The following is a 21,644-nucleotide window of genomic DNA, read 5'->3' as shown; positions in this document are numbered from 1 at the left end:
AACTCCTCGCCCTGACTTCCGGCTTCCTTCAGATTCCACCTCGCGATGGACACCCTTGCCTTCGGCTAACGCTTCCTGCTACCGAGCGCGTAATGGACTCTCACCACCAAGTTATCGCCCATGCCGGGCGCACAACAAACAGGCTGAAGCCGTTCAATTCACGGCTTCAGCCTGATTTTTTTACTGGGACTCATATCCCTTTATTACCCTTATGGAAACCACGCCATTGTTTTCAAGGATTTCCCTTATTAAGGCATCCTTGTCAGCAGAGGACTTCAGGTCAAGCGTGAACAGGCAAATGCCATTTCCGTCCTTTCTGGCTTCAAGGTGTTCAAGGTCAATGACCTTTGCGCCGATCCGCAGAAGGTATTCTTCAATGACTGCCAGTGTCGACTGGTTACCATCATACGCAACCTCAATTGTGATTATTCCGGACTTACGAAACATGGCCTCCTGCACCCTTCCCAGTACGAGGAGGACTGCAAGGGCGAGAAGGGCTGTACCGACGCCAATGGCATAGTAGCCCATTCCCACGGAAAGCCCGGAGACCGCCACAAGCCAAAGTGAGGCAGCTGTCGTTAGTCCTTTTATGTAGTTCCTCGTAAGGAAGATGGTTCCTGCACCAAGGAAGCCGATGCCGCTTATCACTGCAGCTCCGAGCCGTCCGACATCGACCTTGACGGCCTCTCCGAGGGCGGGATTCTCTGCAATCAGCCTTCCGGCCTCTTCAAGCATTGAGATCTGCAAGAGCGATACTGATGCTGCGCCAAGGCTTACCAGCATATGTGTCCTGAATCCGGCGGGCCTGTTCCTGTATTCGCGCTCATATCCGATGGCGCCTCCCAGCAAAAGGGCTGTGAAGAGTCTTGTGAGTACGGTCAGCGTGGTCATGGATAAAACCTCCGTAACATTACTTCATTGAAACTTGCAGATTTGTTTTTCAGACAGCCTTTTCTTCCATCCCGAAAAGCTCCATGAGCTTAAGCCCTATACCTGACTCATGGTTCGGAGGTGCAATGCCGTCAGCTGCATTTTTCACCAAATCTGGTGCGTTCTCCATGGCAAAGCCGAGGCCCGCATATCTCAGCATCGTGACATCATTCTCCCCGTCTCCGAAGCAAATGACATCCTTCTGATGTATGCCGAAGTGCTCAGCCAGTGCCTTCACGGCGTAGCTTTTGTCAACCTTGCCCGGTATGAGCTCGATGTTATCCCTGCCTGAACTCTGTATGGTTACCCCGGACAGCTTCTCAAGCTCATTTCGCATCGCAGTCAGCCTGCACGGATTGTTCTTAGATACTACTATCCCATTCACTATTGAACCTGAATTCTTCCTTATGACTGAATCATTTGCCGCCAGCAGCGTCCTTACCCTGTAATCCTTGGGAACACCCCTGTTGTATATGAGCTTTGTAACGAGTGCGCCGCTTATGGTGCTGGAATACACGGTGTCATGGGTGAAGTAGCTCAGTGTCACTCCGAAGTCCTTTGCCATTCTGAACATCTCAGCGGCCAGGTCCTCATCGAAATGGCTCTTGTGCAGCTTACCATCCCCCGTATCATATACGCTCCCGTTTGAGGCGATTAGCGGCACGTTGTCCCCGAAATTGCCTGATATGTATTTTGCCGACTGGAAGATCCTGCCGGTTGCCACAGTGAAGATGTGGCCTCTTTTCTTAAGCTCCATTATAACTTCCATATTAAGCCCCGAAACCTTATGGTCGCTGCCTAGCAGTGTTCCGTCAAGGTCCGAGCAGATAAGTTTTCTTTGCATTTTTCCTCCCTGGAGGGCACTTGACGCCAAAAAAGCGGATTATCCTTTACAAGCCCTGTTAATAATCGTGGATTTCCTACATAATATACATATATTATGGCACATGCAACCAAAACGGTGTGCGTATTTTGAAATTTTGAAACCAGATTGAAGTTAAAGTGAGTGACTGGAGGAACCCAAATGGCTAAGACAAGGACCAATTTCGTTTGTCAGGGTTGCGGCGCAACATCGCCCAAGTGGCTTGGCAAATGTCCTGAATGCGGTGAATGGAACAGCTTCGTTGAAGAGGAGCAGAAGATAGAGTCAAAGAGGAAGGAAGGCATAGGCAACTTCAGCGTTCCTAAGAAGATAGAGGATATAGTGTCAGGAGACAAGGAGAGGCTTGATACCGGAATAGATGAGCTTAACCGTGTGCTTGGAGGAGGACTTGTCAGGGGATCGCTGACACTTATCTCCGGAGACCCGGGTATAGGAAAGTCAACTCTTCTTCTGCAATGCGCCCACAATATCTCAAAGAGCTATGGAAAGGTCCTCTATGTTTCAGGAGAGGAGTCAGAGGAGCAGATAAAGATAAGGGGTGACAGGCTCAAGGCAAAGGCAAGCAACCTGTATGTGGTATCTGAAACATCCCTTGACCTCATCGAGAAACATATAGAGGACCTGAACCCTGTATTTGTCATAATCGACTCCATACAGACGATTTATTCCGACAAGGTCGTTTCAGCACCTGGCTCTGTGTCCCAGGTGAGGGAATGCGCAAACGGACTCATGAGGATCGGAAAGACCATGGGCATATCCCTGTTCATAGTAGCCCATGTTACAAAGCAGGGTGAGCTCGCAGGACCGAGGGTGCTTGAACATATGGTTGACGCTGTCCTTTCATTTGAGGGCGAAAGGACAGAGGAGCTTAGGATATTAAGGACGATGAAGAACAGGTTCGGCACGACCTCTGAAATCGGAGTCTTTGAAATGAGGGCAGAAGGGCTTATGGAGGTCTATGACCCTTCAAGGATATTCCTTGAGGATGACATGGAGTCAAAGGAAGGCTCTGTGGTCATAGGGATAATGGAAGGGACAAGGCCAATACTTGTCCAGGTGCAGTCTCTGGTAGCTGAGACGAAGGCAGTTATGCCGAGAAGGACATCGATAGGAATTGAGACACCGAGACTGAACCTTATACTTGCCGTGCTTGAAAAGAAGCTAAGGATACCATTCTATTCAAGCGATGTCTATGTCAATGTAGTCGGAGGACTCTCCATCGAAGGCACAACACAGGACCTTGGAGTCGCCCTCAGCCTGGTGTCAAGCGCCAGGGGCCAGGAGATGAAGTACAGGAACATACTTGCAATCGGAGAAATCGGACTGACAGGAGAGATAAGACCTGTAAGCAATGTGGAGAGACTGATAGGGGAGGGCAGGAAAATGGGTTTCGAGACCTTCGTTATACCAAAAAGGAGTGCAGAGAAGCTCAAGCTGAAGGGAGAAGGCATTATACCGGTAGGTTCCCTCAGGGAAGCCGTAAACAGGCTCTTTCAGGTTTAATCTGTTTTAAAGGTATATGCTCTACTATTGTTACAGGGTAAAAAGTCTTATCAAATTCCAATAATTTTCGGAATATTTCATTGTGCTATACCATGGATGCGTGTTTAAATTGTATAATAAAAGACAAACGCACAAAATAAAACTAAGGAGGTGGATATCATGTTGAAGAACCTGATAAGAGGCATAGTGACTGCCCTCGGAGCCGTCATAGGCGGACTTCTTGGAAACTACCTTACCTCATCCCAGTATCTCAACCAGTATCCAATATTTGAAAACCTGGCAGCGAAAATCGCTTTGATTGCAACACTCACCCTGATCTTAGGAATCATATTTTTTATTATTTCATCAAGGATTTATTCATTGATACTGAGTGCAAACAAAGCGGCTGAAAAGAACCTGTCCAAGATGACGATCCATGAGATGTTCCTTGGAGCGGCAGGAGCAATAGTGCTTCTTGTCATCACATTTTTCCTGACGAGGCCTCTTAACGACATTTTCCCTCCAGTGGGAAGCATAGTCGTTGTGCTTCTTAACATCCTTGCCGCACTTCTCGGAGCTAACGTGGCAATAAAGAAGGCTGACGATTTCTATTCCTTCTTCCAGAACATCGGAAGAAGAAGCCAGAGTCAACCACAGTCAAAGGACAAGGAGAAGGAAAGCAAGAAATACAAGGCGATGTACAAGGGGGACCCGAAGGTCCTGGATACATCAGTAATTATCGATGGCAGGATCTTCGACATATGCCAGACAGGGTTCATCGAAGGTAAGCTGATCATACCTTCCTTCGTGCTTGAGGAGCTGAGGCATATCGCTGATTCATCAGATTCCCTCAAGAGGAACAGGGGCAGAAGAGGACTGGATATACTGAACAAGATCCAGAAGGAGCTTGACATAGAAGTGGAGATCTGGGACAAGGATTTCCCGGAGATCGCCGAAGTCGACTCAAAGCTTCTGAAGCTTGCGACAGTGGTATCAGGCAAGGTAGTCACGAATGACTACAACCTTAACAAGGTGGCTGAATTCCAGGGAGTCCCGGTACTGAACATCAATGAGCTTGCCAACGCCGTGAAGCCTGTGCTTCTGCCAGGTGAAGAAATGAACCTTTTGATCTCCAAGATCGGAAAGGAAGCCAATCAGGGAATAGGGTACCTTGACGACGGCACGATGATCGTAGTTGAAGGTGGAAAGAAATCCATAGGAAACGAGATAGACATCCTGGTAACATCGGTGCTTCAGACTGCTGCAGGCAGGATGATCTTCGCAAAGCCCAAGGGGGAATAGCAATTGGTCGGTGCAGTTATAGTCTCAGGAGGCAAGGGCAGCAGGATGGGAGCGGATATCCCGAAGCAGTACCTGGAACTTTCGGGGATACCGGTGCTGGCAAGGACTCTGATTGCATTCTGCGAAATGGAGTTCATAGACAATATCGTCCTGGTGCTTCCAAAGGATGAATGGGAAACCTTCAGAAGCCTTCCGTACTCCTTTGGAAAGGAAATACATCTGGCTGAAGGCGGTCCGAGGAGACAGGACTCTGTCAGAAGCGGACTTAAGGTCCTGGAAGGACTTCAGGGTGATGGAATAGCACTGATTCACGATGGAGCGAGGCCTCTTGTTACTGAAGGCATCATAAGTGAAGGGGTGGAGCTGTGCAAGGTGCATGGAGCCAGCGCCTGCGGGATGAAGCCGAAGGACACGATAAAAGTACGGGGCGAAAATGGCTTCTCCAGGGAAACCCTGAACAGGGACTCTCTCTTTTCCATACAGACTCCTCAGGTCTTCGAACTGAAGAAAATACTGAAAGCACATGAAGAGCTTAAAGCATCAGGAGAAGATGTCACTGATGACACTGCAGCTTACGAGAAATACATAGGCAGGGTTTACCTTTATGAAGGAAGCTATGAGAACATAAAGATAACCACGCCTGAGGACATGGCAGTGGCTGAAGCGATAATCAAAAGGCGCAAAGTAAAATAATGGTATGAGGCTCCGCACTGCGGAGCCTTTGAACTTTCACTGTAAAATTCCGCATGAAAACGGTATGATATTGGGAGAGGACATATCTTCTGGAGTCAGCAACAGAATTATCTGAGGGACCTGCCTAATTAATTTTTGCGATATAGGAGATAGCGTGAAAAGAATGACTACACACTGAAAATGGTCGACCTTAAGTAAGCCTGTAAAAAAATTTTTTACAGGCATTGGGTCATTTGAGGTGGTGGAATTAAACCTTGTGAAATCAGAAGTCGGTTTGCTTGCTTTATTCCATGCAGTTATTTTCTATCAACCACTGTTTTGACAGGAGGATAGAATTGTTGAATGTGGAGAATCGTTTATTAGAATAGTTGGGGGAAATGCCGACGGAAGTAATTAGTTTGGCAATGAGAAAAGTTTTACGGACATCGATGCCGCAGCAGATAGCATAAACAACTTTCATTACGTAACCTTCTCTCAAAAAGTTAAGAGAAGACATTGACTGAATCGTCGCACATAACTAAGAGTTAAAACAATTTTTACGTACGGTCTCAAAGAACCACTCGTTTGTGCTTGAATGACGATTCTCACACTGTTTAGTATACTGGCTTTTCAGAAAGAAATACGACTCACCTCACAGTGCTTTGCAGTGTACCTTCTCTTGAGATCAGCATAGAAAAGTTAGAAATAATCCGCACTAACTTTTAACTGCTATTTGTGCCGCAAGCGGAGCGGCGGAATGGAATTTATTATGAAGAAGTATGTCATAGCACTGGACCAGGGAACCACAAGCTCAAGGGCGATAGCATTTGATAAGGAACAATCGGTGATAGCTGTAGCCCAGAAGGAATTCACCCAGTTCTATCCTAAGGAGGGCTGGGTCGAGCATGACCCGATGGAAATATGGTCGTCCCAATACAGCGTGCTCACGGAGATCATGGCAAAGGCAGGGATAACTGCAGAGGAAATCGCTGCAATAGGCATAACCAACCAGAGGGAGACGACTATAGTCTGGGAAAGGGCAACAGGCAGACCTGTATACAATGCCATAGTATGGCAATGCAGAAGGACCGCAGGGATTTGCGACGAGCTCAAGGACAGAGGGCTCGGGCCATATGTCAGGGAGACCACAGGACTTCCGGTTGATGCATACTTTTCTGCCACCAAGATAAGGTGGATCCTGGAAAATGTAGAAGGTGCGAGGGAAAAGGCTGAAAATGGGGAGCTTCTTTTCGGGACTGTCGACACCTGGCTGCTCTGGAAGCTTACAGGTGGGAGAGTCCACGCCACTGATCACACAAATGCATCGAGGACAATGCTGTACAACATAAGGGAACTGAAATGGGATGAGGGGCTTCTCGGGGAACTCGGGATACCGCGGTCCTTGCTTCCTGAAGTTAGGAATTCATCAGGTATCTACGGCGAGACCAATATCGGCGGGGTAATGGTTCCGATATCGGGGATAGCAGGCGACCAGCAGGCAGCCCTGTACGGCCAGACCTGCTTCGAGGCAGGGGAGGCCAAGAACACCTACGGAACAGGCTGCTTCCTTCTCCTCAACATCGGCAAGGAGATGAAGCTGTCCGAGAATGGTCTCCTGACTACCATTGCGGCAACATCAGGAGATGAAGTCAAATATGCCCTTGAAGGGTCAATTTTCGTCGGAGGAGCAATTGTCCAGTGGCTGAGGGATGAGCTCATGCTGGTACATGACTCGAAGGACACTGAGTATTTCGCAGGAAAAGTACCAGACAACGGCGGAGTATACATTGTCCCTGCATTCGTAGGGCTGGGAGCGCCATATTGGGACCAGTATGCGAGAGGCGCGATTTTCGGACTCACAAGAGGCTCAAACAGATACCACATAATAAGGGCTGCGCTTGAATCAATAGCCTACCAGACCAGGGACGTGCTTGAAGCCATGGAGAAGGATGCGGGTATAAACCTTGGCAGCCTAAGGGTTGACGGAGGGGCTTCCTCAAACAAATTCCTCATGCAGTTCCAGGCGGACATCCTGGACAGGATAGTAATCAGACCTGCGATCAAGGAAACCACTGCACTGGGAGCTGCATACCTTGCGGGAATAGGTGCAGGATTCTGGAAGGATGAAGCAGAAGTCAAGGGGAAATGGGATGCGGTAAACAGGTTCGAGCCGGATATGTCTCAATCCCTGAGGGAAGTCCTTGTGGCTAAATGGAAAAAGGCTGTGGAAAGGACCCGGGGATGGGAAGAATGATCTGTCGTCCAATCCGGACAACATGACAAACTGTATAGTCAATCAGTACCCCGGGACCTTGGCCCCGGGGTACTTGCTCAAAAATATACCGAACCTTCATAGGATGCTCACAATTGGATACTACAATTATCGTACCGGAGTAACAGAGAGAGGAGAATGGGAACATGTCACCTAAAAGAGCTGGACTTGGACTTTACGCTGCCCTGGCGGCATCAGTTATAATCTTTGGTGCAATTGCTTATGTGCTTTTCCTGAACTTTTTTCCCGGAACTGGCGGACCTGCAGTGGAAACCGGGAACAGGCTTAAGATACCTGCTGTTCTCCATGACTATGACCCGTCGCCTGACAGCGCACTTTACGAGATAGTGGTGGAGAAGGGAAAGACAGCCTTCATTGATGGAAAGGAAGCTGACACACTTGGATACAACGGAACCTATCTTGGCCCGGTCATAAGGCTCAGGCGCGGAGAGACGGTGGAGATGAATGTAGCCAATGAGCTGACAGAATTTACAACCGTCCACTGGCATGGGCTGATAGTTGACGGGGAGGATGACGGAGGACCTCACCACGGGATACAGCCAGGCGAAAGATGGGCACCGGTCTTCACTGTGGACCAGGGTGCAGCTACCCTCTGGTACCACCCTCACCTCATGGGCAATACATCAGACCAGGTCTATTACGGGCTTGCGGGCCTTGTCTATATCGACGATGAGGTTTCGGACAGCCTTGGACTGCCTGATGAGTACGGAGTCGACGACATACCGCTCATCGTACAGGACAGAAGCTTCAGATCTGATGGAAGCCTTGACTACAGGGTGAATATGATGGGGGTCATTCCCGGGGACACTTTGCTTGTGAATGGAGGTATAGGACAGTTCTTCGATGTTACGACAGAGCGCCTGAGGATTAGGATACTCAATGGCTCGAATTCTGAGAACTTCACATTTTCAATGAGTGATGGAAGCATCTTCCATATGATCGCATCAGATGGAGGGCTGCTTGAAGAGCCCTATGGGACAGACGGGATCACACTATCGCCCGGTGAAAGGGCTGAAATAGTTGCGGATTTCTCAGGCAAAGCCGGGAAGACAGTGAACCTTCTGGCTGGAAACAGAAATGTACTCGAACTGAGGGCAGCATCTGATATAAGGGACAACGGGGCTGTGCCGGAAAGACTTGTGGAGATCGAAGAGATGGGATCCCCGACAGGACTTAAAGTAAGATATTTCGAGCTTCAGAGCATGGGTATAAGCGGTGCGATAAACGGAAAGACCTTCGATATGGAAAGGATTGACGAAAAGGTAAGGCTAAATGAGCCCGAAGTCTGGATAGTCACTAATCCACCAGGTATGATGCAGTCTGGAGGTCATCCATTCCATGTCCATGGGGTACAGTTCAGGATTTTGTCGAGAGACGGAAAACTGCCCGGTCCTGCAGAAAGAGGATACAAGGACACAGTCTTCGTGAACACCGGGGAAGAGGTCAGGATCCTCATAAGGTTCAGCAAGGTTGGGGTGTTCATGTACCATTGCCACATCCTTGAGCATGAGGATAACGGCATGATGGGTCAGATACTTGTTGAGTAAGGGTGAAAATCAGAATGTAAGTGTCAAGGGGCCTTGCTTTGCACAGGGCTCTTCTTTACGTCAAAACATATTGACTGATTTCGATATGAGAAGTAGAATAGACATATCGAAGAAGTTAGATATGAGGTGAAATCATGGATGAGAAGCTTAAGGATGCAGCCAGGATATTCAAGGCACTATGCGATGAGAACAGGCTGATGATAATTGAGAATCTGAAGGCCGGGGAGGAGTGCGCTTGCAACCTGCTTGAGGAGATACCGGTAGGACAGTCGACACTGTCTCACCATATGAAGATACTTGTGGATTCAGGGCTTGTTTCCGCAAGGAAGGACAAGAAGTGGACCTATTATGCATTGAATGCCGAAGGCTTCGCGAACGCTGCGGCAATCCTTGACGGAATTGCCGAGGGTATACCTGAGCTTGCTGAAACCGTCAGCTGCAGCTGCAATTAAACATATTTGAATGGAGGAGCATTAAATGGAAATTCTGGTCGAATACCTTTATCTGGACAATGAGACCTGCGGCAGGTGCATGGGTACTGAGACAAATATAGAGGCTGCAGTGGATGAGGCTAAGCGAATTCTTGATGGGTCAGGCCATGTCATAAAACTAAGCAAGCTGCACATGTCAGACAGGAAAACAGCAGAAGACTACAGGTTCATATCTTCGCCTACAATCAGGGTAAATGGGACGGACATTGCAGGAAACCTGGAGGAATCATGCTGTACGGATTGCGGAGATATCTGCGGTACAAGCACTGACTGCAGGGTTTGGAGATATGGCGGCGAGGTCTTCACTGAGGCTCCAAAGGAGCTGATTGTAGAGGCGATTCTTGATGCATCAAAAGGAAAGAAGAAGCTTTCAGCCTTCGGCCAGCCGAAGTATGATATGCCGAAGAACCTTGTGGATTTCTATGATTCGCTTGAGATGCAGAAAAGCAATTTGAATGGGAAGGTGGAGTAAGATGTCAAAAGGTGAGAAGCTTAATATGGGAGCATTCCAGAAATACCTGTCGGTGTGGGTAGCGCTTTGCATGGCCGCAGGAGTAATGATAGGCAGATTTCTGCCGGCATTTCCTGAATTCCTCGGAAAGTTCGAATATGCGAACGTATCAGTCCCAGTGGCGTTGCTGATCTGGGTCATGATATACCCGATGATGATGAAGGTGGACTTCAAGAGCATCAAAAACGTTGGAAGGAATCCGAAGGGGCTGTATGTCACATGGACAGTGAACTGGCTGATAAAGCCATTCACGATGTACGCCATAGCGTACCTTTTCTTCTTCGTCATATTCAAGAACTACATACCAGGTGACCTTGCCACTAATTACCTTGCAGGTGCAATACTTCTTGGGGCGGCGCCCTGCACAGCCATGGTGTTCGTTTGGAGCCAGCTGACGAAAGGGAATCCTGCATATACTGTGGTCCAGGTTGCTACCAACGACCTTATAATACTCCTTCTGTTTGTCCCGATAGTCAAGTTCCTCCTGGGTGTAAGCAACATTACAGTACCCTGGGAGACACTGTTCATATCGGTAATACTCTTCGTCGTCATTCCTCTTGCCGGAGGAATGCTCACAAGGATACATGTGGTCAGTAAATACGGTCAGGAGTACTTTGACGATATCTTTGTGAAGAAGTTCGACCATGCGACGACTGCTGGGCTTCTGCTTACCCTGATCCTGCTGTTTTCGTTCCAGGGAGAGGTAATTCTTCAGAACCCGGCACACATAGCACTTATTGCAGTACCTCTTATAATCCAGACCTTCCTGATATTCTTCATCGCCTACCTGTCAGCCAAGAAGCTAAACCTGCCGCATGATGTTGCTGCGCCAGCAGGAATGATCGGAGCATCCAACTTCTTCGAGCTGGCCGTGGCTGTAGCCATCGCCCTTTTCGGCACCGAGTCGCCGGCAGCCCTTGCCACCGTCGTCGGAGTTCTGACAGAAGTGCCTGTCATGCTCATGCTTGTCAAGATTGCGAATAATACTAAGCACTGGTTCCCGGCGCGAGCTAAGGCTGAGACAGTCAAATAGCATTGTAAGTTCAGAACCCCCGTTTGGGGGTTCTTTAATTTCGGAGTTTCGATCTTCCGGTTATCTGATTCCTTCAGCGCGGGTTAGGAAACCTCAAAAAGCCTCAAGACCTTAAGAGTATCATATTGTTGGTGGTCTAAAATGTCGGCGGGGGTTATACTTATACTAAGGTAAGGGTGGGATTTTACATGGCAAATGAAGAAACTAATGCTCGGAAAGGCATCTACAGGTTAATAAAGGAAGCCACGGAGGGAAGGAAGCTGCTGATGGCCTTGTTCTTCTCTGCCTTAAGCATCCTTATGATATATCTTATAGGTTTTCCAATGGCATGGTACTGGAAGGCGGGCTTCACCGGGATCATAGTGATCGTACTTGCGATCTTCCTGGTCTCACGGCACTCCGGTCGGAGGAGCCATGCCCTTGCCGCCCTGGTTGCGCTTTCATACATGTCCCTTGTCCTAATGGTTTCTGTCCTGGCATTCGTTGTCTTCAAGTTTGCAGTCTTCGCATCGGAAGCAGACCTTGAGGCCTATTTCAGGCTGAACCCTGAAGTGGGGCTCTGGACCTACTTCATTGTCAACGTGATCCAGCCTCTGTTCATGCCGACTCCTGAGGCTGTGACAACAATGGCTGGCAGCACGATTTTCGGTCCGTGGCCAGCATTTTTGCTTGGGTATGCAGGAACGATGACGGGAATAGCCGCGATGACTTTTCTCGCATCCTACTTCAAGGATGCCCTGATTGACAGGGTAGTAAGCATGAAGCATGTGGAGAGGTTCAGGAAAGCAGCTGGAAGGCATCATGCCTACATTGTGCTGGCGCTGTTCATACTTCCTGTAATGCCTGATGAAGCGGTGATACTGGGTGCTGTGCTGGTTGGGTATGGGAAGAGGGCGATAATTGGTTCAGCATGCATCGCCAAGATAATCACCCAGGGCATTTACAGCTTCACTCCGGTTTTCGGGATGTTCGGGGCCGATGTCGCGTCAGAGTTCGCAATAATCCAATGGATACTGGTACTGCTGTACCTTCTTGCGAGGTCAGTATTTGGTGCCGTTAAAAGGCAGAGGGCAAGAAATTCAGTAAAGGGTGATTCGTAATGAGGATAGAGGAATTGTCAGCAAGGACATCAAAGGAAGATGGAACATATTCCGGTACCGAAGAGACTCTTCTTTACCGTGGAGGGTTCATAAGAAGCTGCGAAAATGGAATTATTTATACGTCACTTGGGACCATGCTCCTTGAAAGGATTAAGGACATCATTTCTGGGGAGATTGAAAAAAATGGGGCAAAGAGGATATCAGTCCCCGGCTGCTTTGGAATAAGTGGGATCCGGGAATCGATGACGGACTATCTTAATAGTGATGTAAGGTCTTACCGGGACCTGCCATCAGGGATATTCAGCATATCTGATGTCCATTTCGGACACAGGGCGACAGACTCCATGTGGTCATCACCTTCGTACCCGGTTCTTGCATTCGCTTTTGCAGATTCATCCGAAACAACTGTTTTCAATGCAGTTGATGATTGTCTGGGGAGTCTTGGCTTGGAAGGCATGAGGCACGAGGGTGTCATAGCATACGAGAATGAAGGGCTGCGGGCTGAACTTGTATGCATAGAGAGCCCAAAAGCCTCTATGCCATACTCAGGAAGTGCCGGCAGGAATGAGACTGTCAAGACCCCTGATGTCAGGACAATTGCAAATCTTAAGGAATTCTTTGCCTGCAGCGGGAAGGAAATACTAAAGACTGTACTTCTGTCATACGGGGACATCCATGTTGCCGTTGTGGTACCTGGTGACGCTGAGGTGGATATTGAAAAAGTCAGCTCATACCTGGATATTACAGATTCATCACTGAAGCCCATGCCGGAGGCAGACATATGCAGGCTGACTGCAGCTGAACCTGGATTCTCAGGTCCGGTGGGGCTTAAGGATGTCAGGATCCTTGTACACCAGGGTGTCATCAGGGGAAAGGGATACATAGCAGGTGCCAACAGGACAGGCTATCATCTCCTGAACGTTGTTCCGGGGCGTGACTTTACCGGTGAACAGGGTGATTTCGCAAGGTCCGGTAAATATGTGAAGGGGTATGTCATCGGAAGGGTGAGGGTGCTTCGGGAAAACATGAGGACTTCTGGAGAGGATGGAAGACCATATTATTCACCTGTCTTGTTCGGATATATTAACCTTCATAGGCTTATCCTTTCCCTGGCGTCGGAATCATCAGATGACAAGGGCGTGAACCTGCCGGATCGGGTTGCTCCATTTGAGGCTGCGGTGATTCCTTCAGATGCACGTAATGAGGAGCTTGTAAAGAAATCCATTGACCTTCATGACAAACTGGAGGCAGGGCATTTCAGGGTCCTTCTTGACCTCAGGAACCAGAGGCTGGGATCCAAGCTTTTCGACTGCGACCTGATGTCTGTCAGGCACCGGGTTATTGTTGGGGACAGGCTGGGTGAAGGCTTTTTTGAGTACAAATCGAGAAGCGGTGAAATAACACCGGTCAACTTTGATGAATTGGTGGAAATGCTTCGCCTATAGATGATAAAATGATACTCAGTAAAATGCGAGGAGTGATTGCGGTGAAGGTATACAACACCCTTACCAGAAAGAAAGAGGAATTCGTGCCTATTGAAGAGGGAAAGGTCAGGATGTACGTCTGCGGACCTACAGTATACAACCTGTTCCATATAGGAAACGCCAGGACCTTCATCATATTCGATACTATAAGGAAATACCTTGAATACAGGGGATTCGAGGTAAAGTTCGTTCAGAACTTCACCGACATAGACGATAAGATGATAAGGAAGGCAAATGACACGGGCACTACCGTAAAGGAGCTCGGTGACAGATACATCATGGAATACTACAAGGATGCGGATGCCCTCAAGATTAAGAGAGCCACCGTCAATCCCAGGGCTACAGGATACATAACCGAAATGATTACGTTCATAACTGAGCTCATTTCAAAAGGATATGCCTATGAGACAGATGGGGATGTGTATTTCTCAACAGCTAGGTTCAATGAATACGGAAAGCTTTCAGGCCAGAACCTTGATGACCTTATGTCCGGTGCGAGGATTGAAATCGATGAGAGGAAGAAGGACCCAATGGATTTCGCTCTCTGGAAGGCAGCCAAACCGGGAGAGCCGTCATGGGAAAGCCCATGGGGACCTGGAAGGCCTGGGTGGCATATCGAGTGCTCATGCATGGCATACGACCTGCTTGGTGAAACCATAGACATCCATGCTGGCGGAACAGACCTTGTATTCCCTCATCATGAGAATGAGATAGCCCAGTCTGAATCAAGGACAGGGAAGACCTTTGCAAGATACTGGCTGCATGGGGCTTTTGTGAATGTGGACAACAGGAAGATGAGCAAGTCCCTGAACAACTTCTTTACCGCAAGGGAGATCCTTGAGAAATACGACAGCGAAGTAGTTAGGCTGTTCATGCTCTCCGGCCACTACAGGACCCAGATAAACTTCACCATGGAGCTTCTTGATTCTGCAAAGGCATCACTTGAAAGGATGTACAATGCCCTCACAAGGCTCAACGGTTTCCTGGTATCTGCTCCCGAGGGGACTGATGCAAAGACGATTGAAATGATTGATTCATACAAGGCAAAGTACATCGAGAAGATGGACGATGACTTCAATACAGCTGATGCCATATCCGTTGTATTTGAACTTATAAGGGAGATCAACACGAGCATGGATGAGACTTCAGGCAAGGGGACACTGGAATATGCGATGTCTGTCCTTCGTGAGCTTGGCAAGCCAATTGGCATCATGCAGAATGAGGTTGGAGGATCCCTCGAGAGGGAGATTGAGGAGCTGATAGAGAAGAGGCAGCAGGCAAGGAAGGAAAAGAACTTCAAGCTGTCTGACAGCATCAGGGACGAGCTCTCTGCAAGAGGAATTGTGCTTGAGGATACACCACAGGGAGTAAGATGGTCGATAAGAAAATAGCAATTGTGAACCGGAAGCCATGCAGCTTCCGGTTTTTCTGCCATTTAGTTTGATTTCATTTAACAATGTGACAAAATATATAAACGGAAAGTCGGGCCATCCTGCTTATTGTGATATACTAGTTTATCGAACTGATTTAATGACATATGTTACAAATTTGTTACAGCCATTACTTTTTGATGGGTGTTAACTCAAACATGTACAAATAAAACACAATGACCAACGTGAAATTTTCAGAATAAATGAACGAATTATAAACGAATAGTAAATGTAAACGTTGGACATGTTCCTAAATCAGGCAGATTAAGATGAAATGGTTAACAAAATGGGAGGTATCCTCGGCCTAAAATGAGTAAGTCTTTTTTAATAATGGAGTTTATTGTGAATATCATAACTTTCACAAAATCGCTTGTCGATTACTTAACAATATATTAAAATTGATTTGTAAAACAAAAAACCATTTGGAGGTCAGGGAAACATGAAAAAGACAATATCAATCGTTTTGTCAGCAGTTCTCGCTCTTGGCGTACTTGCCGGATGCGGAGCAAAGACACCGACACCAACCACAGCACCAACAGCGGCACCGACTGCAGCGCCAACTACACCTGCAGCGACTGGATTTGCTAAGATAGGTCTTGGACTTGTAACATCAATAGCCAAGTCAAAGGACGTTGATCCTGAGAAGGGAGCTACAGCACAGGTTGATACAGTCATGGTAGCAGCAGCGTTTGACAAGGATGGAAAGGTTCTTTCCGTAATAATCGACAACGCACAGACTAAGGTTGCTTACGACAAGGACATGAAGCTAACATCAGATGTAGCGGCTCCAATCAAGACTAAGCTTGAGCTTGGAAACGACTATGGAATGAAGGCAGCTACAACTATAGGAAAAGAGTGGTTCGAGCAGGCTGAAGCACTTGGCGACTGGATGGTCGGCAAGACTGTAGCTGAAGTAAAGGCACTCAAGGTCAAGGTCAAGGACGACAGCCACAAGAACGTTCCTGACGTACCGGAGCTTACTTCACTCGTTACCATCACTGTAGAGGACTACATAAAGGGACTTGAGAAGGCATATGCAAACGCACAGGAAGTCAAGGAAGGCGCTGTTAAGCTTGGACTTGGACAGGGCGTTTCAATAGCAAAGTCAAAGGGCGAAGATGGAGAAAAGGGAGCAACCGCACAGGTTGACACTACTATCGTGGTTACAGCTCTTGACAAGGATGGAAAGGTTGCAGGAACTATTATCGACGTAGCACAGACTAAGGTTGCTTACGATGTGGACGGTAAGGTAACTTCTGACAAGACTGCAGTTGTTAAGTCAAAGCAGGAACTCGGAGCAGACTATGGAATGAAGGCAGCTTCAAAGATAGGCAAGGAGTGGTTCGAGCAGGCTAACGCACTTGCAGCTTGGACTGTTGGAAAGTCAGTTGCTGATGTAACTGGAATGAAGGTTCTTGAAGGCAAGTCTGATGACGCAGACCTCAAGACATCCGTGACTGTATCAGTACAGGGATACCTTGATGCATTCAAGGAAGCAGCAGAAAAGTCAAAGTAATCTCAAAGAATAACTTGGATCCCGCCCTGAGGTTTCTCGGGGCGGGATTTTTCAAGGTTTTTTAAGCTTTTTTGGGTATACTCTGTAACGGTGTATGGTATGATATACCGGTATTAAAAGGAATTAGGCTCGTTGTCAAAGCTTGCTTTGCAGTACGAGGAGGAGGACAAATGCGAAGGTTGGTTATCGCACTCATTGCAGTGCTTATGGCAGCAGGGATCTTTACCGGGTGCGGTGAAAAGGAGCCTGAAACCACTGTTTCATATACAAAATACTCAAATACATTCTTCGATGCTTTCGATACTGTCATCACGGTGATAGGATATACGGAAACGGAAGAGGAATTCAATGGATACTACGAGGACATAAGAAGGCAGTACGGCGATTACCATAAGCTTTACGACATCTACAACACTTATGATGGAATCAACAACCTTAAGACGATTAACGACAATGCGGGCAAGGAGCCTGTGAAGGTTGACAGGAAGATAATCGACCTGTTGAAGTTCGCTAAGGAATGGTACGACAAGACAGGCGGAAGAACAAACATAGCACTTGGTGCCATGCTTTCTATCTGGTCGGACTACAGGAATGAAGGTATGGATGACCCGATGAACGCAAAGCTTCCTCCAATGGAAGAGCTCAAGGCGGCAATGGAGCATGTGGATATCAACAAGGTGATTATAAATGAAGCCAATTCCACGGTTTACCTTGAAGACCCTGAAATGAGGCTGGATGTGGGAGCTGTCGCTAAGGGCTATGCTACTGAAATGATCAGCGAGGACATGAGGGCCAAAGGGTTCACATCTCTGATAATGAGTGCAGGCGGAAATGTGAAGGCCCTCGATAAGCCGCTTGACAACATAAGGGACAGATGGGGAGTAGGTATCCAGAATCCTGATGAATCAATAGTCGGAGAGGATGCGACCCTGGACACCGTGTATCTCAACAATCTCTGCGTTGTAAGCTCAGGGGATTACCAGAGGTACTACATAGTTGATGAGAAGAAATACCATCATCTGATCGACCCCACAACGCTTATGCCGGGAGACTACTTCAAGGCAGTGACAGTGATCACTCCTAACTCGGGTGTTGCTGACTTCCTTTCAACTACTATGTTCCTTATGGACATTGAAGAAGGAAAGAAACTGATAGCGACGATCCCTGATACATATGCCTATTGGGTCACAATGGAAGGCGAAGTGGTGATTTCAGACGGCCTTGAGAAGATGCTGAAAAGCAAGGGTGCTTCAGGGGCGGATTAGCCTTCAGAACCAATCGGAATGACAAATATGAACATTTTATTTTATAGCAAAAAGAAATTGACAACCGCTATTCGCGGGTATAAAATAAATGATGGCTATCCAAAAGGAAAAAATACCGCGGCAAGTATTTATTTTTGGAGGTAAAGATCAAAGATGGCAAAAATGATGGGACCACGTTTCAAGGCGGCAAGAAGGCTCGGACTTAACGTCGTAGGACATCCGAAGGCGATGAACAGGGCGAAGAAGGGCACAGGCAGGGCGGACAAGAAGCTTTCCGAGTATGGAATTCAGCTCCTCGAGAAGCAGAGACTCAGAGCATACTACAACGTTCTTGAGAAGCAGTTCGTAAGGTACGTAGAAAAGGCGATGAAGTCCAAGGAACAGCCTGGACCGGCACTCCTCATACTTCTTGAGAAGAGGCTTGACAATATGGTATACAGGATGGGATTTGCTAATTCCATCAGACAGGCAAGACAGATGGTAAACCACGGACACTTCCTCATAAACGGAAAGAAGATTGACATTCCTTCCTATGGACTTACTGCGGGAGATGTAGTTGAGCTCAGGGAGAAATCAAGGAAGACACAGCTCTTCGTTGACAACTTCAACACTATCACAGCTTCACCGCTGGGATACATCGAGAAAGATGTCGAGAACTGGAAGGCTAAGCTTGTAAGGGATCCGCAGAGGGAAGAGCTTCCTATAGTGATCAACGAGCAGCTCATAGTCGAGTACTACTCAAAGTAAGAATTTACGAAACAGGGGTCTGGAATTCCAGGTCCCTTGTTTTTTGCATTGAGGATTGCTATTGTTGTATTGATGCTGACGGAAAAGGAGCTAGAGATGGAAAAGAAGGACGCCATAAATCTTAATCCGCTTATTCTTGCCTTTGTGGGGGACTCGACATTCGAGAACTTTGTAAGGGAAAGGATAATCCGAAGAGGTACCGCAAGCCTTCCCCATAAGCTGCACATTGAAGCCATCAGGTATGTAAAAGCCGCAAACCAGAGCTACATAATGGAAGTTATCGAAAGCTTGCTCAGCGAAGAGGAAGCCTACATATACAAAAGGGGAAGGAACATGAAGTCCATGACCGTCCCCAAAAATGCAAAGGTGATTGACTACAGGAGAGCAACGGGATTCGAAGCTCTCATAGGTTACCTGTTCCTTACCGGCGAGGAAAAAAGGCTCAATGAAATAATGGAGCTTTCCGCAAAGGCTATAGAGGAACGGAAGGATGAGGCACATAGAGATATGAAAGGAGTGAATGACAATGGCCAAGAGAGACGGACTTAACTTCGACAGGTCGAAGAAGAAGGGTGCAAAAAGCGAAGCGCAGGTCAGGGAGGCAGCGAGGAAGCCGGTTGAAAAGCGCCAGGCAGAGGACAGGAAGCCTGCAGCGGAGGCTGAGATAAACGAGAATATCGTTGTCGGCAGGAATGCTGTGCTGGAGGTTCTCGATTCAAAGCTGACCGTTGAAAAGATTCTGGTTGCAAAGGGGGATACCTCAGGTTCGATAAACAAGATAATCCCTATCGCCAAGGAGAGAGGGATTCCGGTAATCGAGGCGGACAGAAGGAAGCTTGACAGCATGAGCGCAGGGGAATCCCACCAGGGTGTCATAGCATATGTAACCCCCTACAGGTATTCTGAGGTCAAGGACATCCTTGACAAGGCTGCTGAAAAGGGCGAGAAGCCATTCATACTTATATTGGATGAGATAGAGGATCCGCACAATCTCGGTTCGATAATAAGGACAGCTGAGCTTTCAGGAGTCCATGGAGTGATAATACCAAAGAGAAGAAGCGCATCTGTGAACAGCACGGTCTACAAGACATCTGCAGGAGCTGTGAACCATATGCTCATCGCTAAGGTGTCAAACCTTGCGAGAGCGGTTGATGAGCTCAAGGAAGAGGGCATATTCGTCTACGGGGCAGACATGGACGGAGACTCCGCGAGCTTTGCAACTGACTTTTCAGGAGGAGTGGCACTTATCATCGGAAACGAGGGGAAGGGCATTTCAAGGCTCTTGAAGGAAAAGTGCGACAGCTTGGTCTCGATACCGATGGCGGGGAAGCTCAATTCGCTGAATGCATCGGTAGCTGCAGGAATATTGATGTACGAAGTCATGGTGCAGAGGCTTCCGATAGAGGAATAAGGTTGGGAATAAAATAATGAACGTGTATGCAGGCTGTTTTTTTAAGGAACAGCCTGTATACTTTTATCATATGAATTTGTGAGGTGAGGCCTTTAAATGAGGACGGTTTTCATAGATGGTTACAACGTCATCAACTCCTGGCAGGAGCTGAAGGACCTTGAGTTTGGAATCGCCAGGGAGAAGCTTATTGAGTTGATGGTTAACTATGCAAGCTATTATGATTCCAGGGTGGTGGTCGTGTTTGATGCCCATAGGGTAGCTGGCGGCAGTGAAAAGAGGGATATATTCGGCAGGGTTGAAATCGTGTTCACAAAGGATGGGGAAACAGCTGATGCCTTCATAGAGCACAGCGTGGACCAGATAGGGAAGCGTGTGGAGGTCCTTGTAGTTACCTCAGACTCGCTTGAGCAGCAGATAATATTCGGCAGAGGAGCCACCAGGATGAGTTCCAAGGAGTTCAGGGCTGAGTACAGGGAAGCTGAAAGGAACATAAGGGAAAAGACAAGGGAGCTTTCGGACAATGTACGACATACTCTTGCTGAAAGAGTCGATGAAGGTGCTCTCGAGAAACTTGAGAAGATGCGCCGGGATGGCTGATTTCCTTGACTTTGAAGGGGTCAGAAGCCTATAATCTTGATAACAGCGGTAAAGGAGGGTTTTCCTTTGTGGGAGATTACAGGTACACGCCAATTCAGTTCAATGCCTGATGAAGAGATTGTAGTGCTTGCACAGAAGGGCGACAAGGCTGCCTCCGATTATATCACCGAAAAATATTATCCTCTGGTCAGGAACAAAGCCAGAGGCTACTTTCTCGTAGGTGCGGACAATGACGACATTCAGCAGGAGGGTCTGATAGGGCTCTATGAGGCTATCAGGGACTACAATTCTGAAAAGCAGGCATCCTTCAGGACGTTCGCGGAGATGTGCATAAAGAGACAGATAATGACAGCGATAAAGACAGCCACAAGACAGAAGCACATACCACTGAACACATATGTGTCACTAAGCAAGCCTTCAGGCAGCGAAGAGGGAGACAAGCCTCTTATGGAGTTTATTCCGATTTCGGGGAACGACAATCCCGAAGACATGTTCATAAGCCTTGAGAATGTGAATGAGATGAACTCTGAAATCGGATCGAGCCTCTCTGAATTCGAGCTGAAGGTCCTTAACCAGTACCTTTCAGGGGTCAGTTACCTTGGAATAGCGATGAACCTTGGAAAGGAAGAAAAGGCCATAGACAACGCTATACAGAGGATCAGGAGGAAGCTGTCGAGGACCAGAGCCAGATGAGCCCGATTGGAGCCTTTAGAATTCAGATTTTGTATTGACAAGGGCAATCGATTCTAGTAATATTTACTAGGTAAACGAATTGCCCATATAGCTCAGTCGGTAGAGCGTCACCTTGGTAAGGTGGAGGTCAGCGGTTCAATCCCGCTTATGGGCTCCAAATTTCAATCGGGTGTCGGGTGTGAATACACCAGGATGCGTTGATTGAGTAACTGAAACAGGCAATAAAAAAAGTATTTATATCAAGGAGGATCAACAAA

Annotated in this window: 20 protein-coding genes and 1 tRNA gene; 19 read left to right on the top strand and 2 right to left on the bottom strand. The window is 47.7% G+C overall.

What is annotated here, in order from left to right; all coding sequences use genetic code 11:
- Positions 1-180: 180 nt before the first annotated feature.
- Together T472_RS14985 and T472_RS14980 are read right to left on the bottom strand one after the other, a co-directional pair.
- Entirely contained in the window at positions 181-891 is a 711-nt protein-coding gene (locus tag T472_RS14985) for an MgtC/SapB family protein (protein WP_023383318.1), read from the bottom strand.
- Between the two features lie 49 nt (positions 892-940).
- A complete protein-coding gene (locus T472_RS14980) occupies positions 941-1,774 on the bottom strand; it encodes an HAD family hydrolase (protein ID WP_023383319.1) in 834 nt (277 codons plus the stop codon).
- Between the two features lie 180 nt (positions 1,775-1,954).
- On the opposite strand from T472_RS14980, the gene radA reads away from it, so the two are divergent.
- The 19 genes from radA (at position 1,955) to T472_RS14885 (ending at position 21,544) form a co-directional block, all read left to right on the top strand.
- Positions 1,955-3,316: a DNA repair protein RadA gene (radA, locus tag T472_RS14975; RefSeq protein ID WP_023383320.1), complete on the top strand. Its 1,362-nt coding sequence runs from the start codon at positions 1,955-1,957 to the stop codon at positions 3,314-3,316.
- Between the two features lie 159 nt (positions 3,317-3,475).
- On the top strand, positions 3,476-4,597 hold the full coding sequence (locus T472_RS14970) for a PIN/TRAM domain-containing protein (protein WP_023383321.1): 1,122 nt from the start codon (positions 3,476-3,478) through the stop codon (positions 4,595-4,597).
- A 3-nt stretch (positions 4,598-4,600) separates the two neighbouring features.
- On the top strand, positions 4,601-5,290 hold the full coding sequence (ispD, locus tag T472_RS14965; RefSeq protein WP_023383322.1) for a 2-C-methyl-D-erythritol 4-phosphate cytidylyltransferase: 690 nt from the start codon (positions 4,601-4,603) through the stop codon (positions 5,288-5,290).
- A 748-nt stretch (positions 5,291-6,038) separates the two neighbouring features.
- Positions 6,039-7,523, top strand: coding sequence for a glycerol kinase GlpK (gene glpK / locus T472_RS14960; RefSeq protein WP_040907847.1), 1,485 nt, complete (start codon positions 6,039-6,041; stop codon positions 7,521-7,523).
- 164 nt (positions 7,524-7,687) lie between these two features.
- Entirely contained in the window at positions 7,688-9,109 is a 1,422-nt protein-coding gene (locus T472_RS14955) for a multicopper oxidase family protein (protein WP_023383324.1), read from the top strand.
- A 134-nt stretch (positions 9,110-9,243) separates the two neighbouring features.
- Positions 9,244-9,561: an ArsR/SmtB family transcription factor gene (locus T472_RS14950; protein WP_023383325.1), complete on the top strand. Its 318-nt coding sequence runs from the start codon at positions 9,244-9,246 to the stop codon at positions 9,559-9,561.
- Between the two features lie 25 nt (positions 9,562-9,586).
- Positions 9,587-10,072: a DUF2703 domain-containing protein gene (locus tag T472_RS14945; protein WP_023383326.1), complete on the top strand. Its 486-nt coding sequence runs from the start codon at positions 9,587-9,589 to the stop codon at positions 10,070-10,072.
- Between the two features lies 1 nt (position 10,073).
- Positions 10,074-11,144: an ACR3 family arsenite efflux transporter gene (gene arsB, locus T472_RS14940; protein ID WP_023383327.1), complete on the top strand. Its 1,071-nt coding sequence runs from the start codon at positions 10,074-10,076 to the stop codon at positions 11,142-11,144.
- A 188-nt stretch (positions 11,145-11,332) separates the two neighbouring features.
- Positions 11,333-12,244 (top strand): TVP38/TMEM64 family protein, encoded by a 912-nt coding sequence (locus T472_RS14935; protein ID WP_023383328.1) that lies wholly within the window; start codon positions 11,333-11,335, stop codon positions 12,242-12,244.
- Positions 12,244-13,689 carry a YbaK/EbsC family protein gene (locus T472_RS14930; RefSeq protein WP_023383329.1) on the top strand — a complete coding sequence of 482 codons (1,446 nt, stop codon included), beginning with the start codon at positions 12,244-12,246 and terminating at the stop codon, positions 13,687-13,689. Before T472_RS14935 ends, T472_RS14930 begins: the two co-directional genes overlap by 1 nt.
- An 8-nt stretch (positions 13,690-13,697) precedes the next feature.
- On the top strand, positions 13,698-15,119 hold the full coding sequence (gene cysS / locus T472_RS14925) for a cysteine--tRNA ligase (protein ID WP_439334311.1): 1,422 nt from the start codon (positions 13,698-13,700) through the stop codon (positions 15,117-15,119).
- 478 nt (positions 15,120-15,597) lie between these two features.
- The gene (locus tag T472_RS14920; protein WP_023383331.1) at positions 15,598-16,674 is read left to right on the top strand and encodes a hypothetical protein; all 1,077 of its coding nucleotides are present in this window, start codon (positions 15,598-15,600) and stop codon (positions 16,672-16,674) included.
- Between the two features lie 170 nt (positions 16,675-16,844).
- Complete coding sequence (locus tag T472_RS14915) at positions 16,845-17,939, top strand: FAD:protein FMN transferase (RefSeq protein WP_023383332.1); 1,095 nt, start codon at positions 16,845-16,847, stop codon at positions 17,937-17,939.
- A gap of 153 nt (positions 17,940-18,092) precedes the next feature.
- Entirely contained in the window at positions 18,093-18,686 is a 594-nt protein-coding gene (gene rpsD / locus T472_RS14910; RefSeq protein ID WP_023383333.1) for a 30S ribosomal protein S4, read from the top strand.
- 72 nt (positions 18,687-18,758) lie between these two features.
- Complete coding sequence (locus tag T472_RS14905; RefSeq protein WP_082447728.1) at positions 18,759-19,235, top strand: Mini-ribonuclease 3; 477 nt, start codon at positions 18,759-18,761, stop codon at positions 19,233-19,235.
- Complete coding sequence (gene rlmB / locus T472_RS14900; protein ID WP_040907839.1) at positions 19,207-20,097, top strand: 23S rRNA (guanosine(2251)-2'-O)-methyltransferase RlmB; 891 nt, start codon at positions 19,207-19,209, stop codon at positions 20,095-20,097. The genes T472_RS14905 and rlmB overlap by 29 nt, the downstream gene beginning before the upstream one ends.
- Positions 20,098-20,193: 96 nt before the next feature.
- The gene (locus T472_RS14895) at positions 20,194-20,694 is read left to right on the top strand and encodes an NYN domain-containing protein (RefSeq protein ID WP_023383336.1); all 501 of its coding nucleotides are present in this window, start codon (positions 20,194-20,196) and stop codon (positions 20,692-20,694) included.
- A gap of 66 nt (positions 20,695-20,760) precedes the next feature.
- Positions 20,761-21,387 (top strand): RNA polymerase sporulation sigma factor SigH, encoded by a 627-nt coding sequence (sigH, locus tag T472_RS14890; RefSeq protein WP_023383337.1) that lies wholly within the window; start codon positions 20,761-20,763, stop codon positions 21,385-21,387.
- Between the two features lie 81 nt (positions 21,388-21,468).
- Positions 21,469-21,544 (top strand) — tRNA-Thr (locus tag T472_RS14885).
- Positions 21,545-21,644 lie beyond the last annotated feature (100 nt).

The organism is Youngiibacter fragilis 232.1 (assembly GCF_000495435.3).
Lineage (GTDB): Bacteria > Bacillota > Clostridia > Clostridiales > Clostridiaceae > Youngiibacter > Youngiibacter fragilis.
Note: the sequence above shows the minus strand (reverse complement) of the source record. Positions and strands in the feature narration are given on the sequence as shown.